This is a genomic window from Streptomyces sp. RP5T (assembly GCF_003933965.1).
Classification (GTDB): Bacteria; Actinomycetota; Actinomycetes; order Streptomycetales; family Streptomycetaceae; genus Streptomyces.
This window is the reverse complement of sequence record NZ_RSAJ01000726.1, coordinates 1-3,746: the sequence shown is the minus strand read 5'-3', so window position 1 is coordinate 3,746 and position 3,746 is coordinate 1. Positions and strand designations below refer to the sequence as shown.

Below are 3,746 nucleotides of genomic sequence, written 5' to 3'. Positions count from 1 at the left end.
GGCATGAGGTTGCGGGGGGTCGGCGCACCGAATGGGTGGTGCGTGGTGGAAACTGTCTGGTGGCAACGGACGTTGTGAGGATGTCCGGGTCGACCGGTGTGTTCAATCAGGGTTCGTCCTGCCCCACGGGCGGGTCTGTTTCGGTCAAGGGGAATCGCCCGTGAAGTTGTTTGCGAAGTTGTTCGGCAAGAGCGCGCGAGAAGGCAGCGACAACGCGACCGCTCGCCATCGCGCACAGCCCGACGCCGAGGGCCAGCGCCCGCTGTTCCGGGACCAGGTCGCCGGTCAGAGTGGTGACATTTCCGGAGGTCAGGGCGTGCCGTCTGTTGACCCTGCCCAGTCCGGCGGCATAGGTTTCGGGCAGCCGTCAACCTCAAGTACGGGTGGAGGGTTTTCCCCTATGTCGGCCCTGGTGTGTACGAGGTGCGGTAACCGCAACGCGGAGAACAGCCGCTTCTGCTCCAACTGCGGCGCCCCGCTGCGGCCCGGGGCCGTGCCCGAGCGCCCCTCGGAGACGACCTCCACCATCTCCATCTCGGGTCTTGAGGCCTACGACGCAGAGGTCACCGGTCAGACCCAGATGCCGGCGCTCTCCCCGGAGGCACAGGCGGCCGTCGACGCGCTCCCGCTGGGCTCCGCCCTCCTGGTGGTGCGCCGCGGGCCGAACTCGGGCAGCCGTTTCCTGCTGGACGGCGAGCTGACCACGGCCGGCCGGCACCCGCAGAGCGACATCTTCCTCGACGACGTCACGGTCTCGCGTCGGCACGTGGAGTTCCGCCGCGGTCAGGACGGCTCGTTCACGGTGTCCGACGTGGGCAGTCTCAACGGCACGTACGTCAACCGTGAGCGGATCGACTCGGTCGCGCTGAACAACGGCGACGAGGTGCAGATCGGCAAGTACCGGCTGGTGTTCTACGCGAGCCAGCAGGGCTACTGACCCTCCCAGGGAAGGTCCATGCTTCAAACACCGAGCGGCGGTGCCGGACACGGCACCGCCGCCACGGACAGTGGACTGATGAGCATCGGCACGGTGCTGAACGTGCTGCGCGACGAGTTCCCCGAAGTCACGATCTCCAAGATCCGTTTCCTGGAGTCCGAGGGCCTCATCGAGCCGCAGCGGACTCCTTCCGGGTACCGCAAGTTCAGCAACCGGGACGTCGAGCGCCTCGGCCACGTCCTGAGGATGCAGCGGGACCACTATCTGCCGCTCAAGGTGATCCGGGAGCACCTGGACGCCATGGAACGCGGTGAGGCCGTCGCGCCGCCCACGGTGGGCCGCCAGCGGGACGGAGAAACGGTCCTGGAGGTCTCGGAGGGCCCCACCGCGGCCCGGATCGGCCGGGCCGCGCTGCTCGCCGCCGCCGAGATCGGCGAGGCGGAGCTGGCCGAGTGGGAGTCGTACGGGCTCATCACGCCGCTGCCGGACGGCGCCTACGACGCCGAGGCGGTGACCGTGGCCGCGCTCGTCGTGGAACTCGGGCGGTTCGGGATCGAGCCGCGGCACCTGCGGGCGATGAAGGCGGCCGCCGACCGTGAGGCAGGGCTCGTCGACCAGGTGGTGGCCCCGCTGAAGCGCCACCGCAACCCGCAGACCCGCGCGCACGCGGAAGCCCGCGCCAAGGAACTCGCGGGGCTCACGGTGAAGCTGCACGCGGCCCTCGTGCAGACCGCGCTCGGCGTACGCCTTCCCTGAGGTTGCTCCGGGCACCGGATCGCCACCCGTTTCCTGCCCGACTACCCAAACGTCCCGGGCACGGCCTAGGGTTGCTGTGTGAACGAGCTCGATGTCGTAGGTGTCCGGGTGGAAATGCCCTCCAACCAACCGATCGTGCTCCTGCGTGAAGTGGGAGGCGACCGCTACCTCCCCATCTGGATCGGGCCGGGGGAAGCGACGGCGATCGCCTTCGCGCAGCAGGGCATGGCCCCCGCACGACCGCTGACCCACGACCTGTTCAAGGACGTGCTGGAGGCGGTCGGTCAGGAGCTCACCGAAGTGCGCATCACGGATCTGCGTGAGGGCGTCTTCTACGCGGAGCTGGTCTTCGCCAGCGGGGTCGAGGTGAGCGCGCGGCCGTCCGACGCCATAGCGCTGGCCCTGCGCACCGGGACGCCGATCTACGGCAGCGACGGGGTGCTCGACGACGCCGGTATCGCCATTCCGGACGAGCAGGAGGACGAGGTGGAGAAGTTCCGCGAGTTCCTCGACCAGATCTCCCCCGAGGACTTCGGCACCAGCAGTCAGTGAGGCAGAGCGGCCGGCCGGCGGATCAGTGATCCGTGACGGGCCGGCCGTGTCCGGTCGTCACGGAAATGCCGGCATTTGCCACCGGCGCGTGAGAGCGTCCTGCGGCCCGTTCGGAGCGCATTCGGCTAGCCTTTCCCCGCGGTGGGGTACGGCAAACCACTCCTTGGGTGATTATCACTCGGCGTGCCGAGTGTGGCGATCGTTGACGCACCCCTGGTGACTGCCTACCGTCGTGAAGGCAGGTCAAGGACGGAGGTCGGCGTGAGAAGCAGCGGCGACGGTACGGCTGGGGGTGCCCCCGGACGGAGTCTCGGGGCGAGCGGTCCGTACCCGCTTCCAAGCAGCCCGTTTCAGGGCGGCGCGGCCGATCACGTCCCGCAGCGACCTGCGGCCGTGCCGAGCAGCGGAGGGGCGACGTCCATGGCGTCCGAGCAGATCGGCTATCGCGGTCCCACGGCATGCGCGGCCGCCGGCATCACCTACCGGCAGCTGGACTACTGGGCACGCACCGGGCTCGTGGAGCCGAGCGTGCGGCCGGCCCACGGGTCGGGGACACAGCGGCTCTACAGCTTCCGGGACGTCGTCGTCCTGAAGATCGTCAAGCGGTTCCTCGACACCGGGGTGTCGCTGCAGAACATCCGCACCACGGTCCAGCACCTGCGTGAGCGTGGTTTCCAGGACCTGGAGCGCATGACGCTCATGAGCGACGGGGCCACGGTCTACGAGTGCACCTCGCCCGACGAGGTCCACGCGCTGCTCCAGGGCGGCCAGGGCGTCTTCGGGATCGCCGTGGGGGTCGTGTGGCGGGACGTCGAGAGCGCCCTGTCGCAGCTGCACGGGGAGCGCATCGACACCGGGGAGACGCTCGTGGGGCACAACCCCGCCGATGAGCTGGCCAGGCGCCGCAACCGGGCGGTCTGAGGCCTGCCCCTCCGGACCCGCGGGGCATTGTCAGTGGCGTAGGGCAGCATCGGACATGTGAGAAAAGCGCCCACGATCCTGCATCTCGACATGGATGCCTTCTACGCCTCGGCGGAGCAGGCGTCCAAGCCGAGTCTGCGCGGGAAGGCCGTCGTCGTGGGCGGGCTGGGGCCGCGGGGTGTGGTGGCCACCGCGTCCTACGAGGCCCGGGTGTTCGGGGTGCACTCGGCGATGCCCATGGGCCAGGCGAGACGGCTCGCGCCGAACGCCGCGTATCTCGTGCCGCGCTTCGGGTTGTACAAGGCGATCAGCGAGCAGGTCATGGGGTTGCTGCGGGAGTTGTCGCCGTTGGTGGAGCCCCTGAGCCTGGACGAGGCGTTCGTGGATCTGGAGGCCGGGGGAGCGGCCTGGGACGAGGCGTCCGCGCGACTGGTCGGGGCGAGGTTGCGGGCCGACATACGGGCCGTCACGGGACTCACGGGGTCGGTGGGGCTGGCCGCGTCCAAGATGCTCGCGAAGATCGCCTCCGAGCAGGCCAAGCCGGACGGGTTGGTGGTGATCGAGCCGGGCACCGAGCGGG

The 3,746-nt window shown here is 69.5% G+C and carries 4 protein-coding genes and 1 pseudogene; all 5 read left to right on the top strand.

Annotated elements, in window-relative coordinates:
- Positions 1 to 31: 31 nt before the first annotated feature.
- On the top strand, positions 32 to 937 hold the full coding sequence (locus EHS43_RS39940) for an FHA domain-containing protein (protein ID WP_125195449.1): 906 nt from the start codon (positions 32 to 34) through the stop codon (positions 935 to 937).
- A gap of 18 nt (positions 938 to 955) precedes the next feature.
- A complete protein-coding gene (locus EHS43_RS39935) occupies positions 956 to 1,693 on the top strand; it encodes a MerR family transcriptional regulator (RefSeq protein WP_125195448.1) in 738 nt (245 codons plus the stop codon).
- A 78-nt stretch (positions 1,694 to 1,771) separates the two neighbouring features.
- Positions 1,772 to 2,245, top strand: coding sequence for a bifunctional nuclease family protein (locus tag EHS43_RS39930; RefSeq protein ID WP_004002801.1), 474 nt, complete (start codon positions 1,772 to 1,774; stop codon positions 2,243 to 2,245).
- Positions 2,246 to 2,506: 261 nt separating this feature from the next.
- Positions 2,507 to 3,166, top strand: coding sequence for a MerR family transcriptional regulator (locus tag EHS43_RS39925; RefSeq protein ID WP_125195447.1), 660 nt, complete (start codon positions 2,507 to 2,509; stop codon positions 3,164 to 3,166).
- 57 nt (positions 3,167 to 3,223) lie between these two features.
- Positions 3,224 to 3,746: pseudogene (locus EHS43_RS39920) on the top strand (DNA polymerase IV); the annotation flags it as partial.

Excerpts from the sequence above, each read along its gene's own strand:
- EHS43_RS39935 (WP_125195448.1), top strand. The coding sequence starts at position 956 with ATGCTTCAAACACCGAGCGGCGGTGCCGGACACGGCACCGCCGCCACG.
- EHS43_RS39940 (WP_125195449.1), top strand. The coding sequence starts at position 32 with ATGGGTGGTGCGTGGTGGAAACTGTCTGGTGGCAACGGACGTTGTGAG.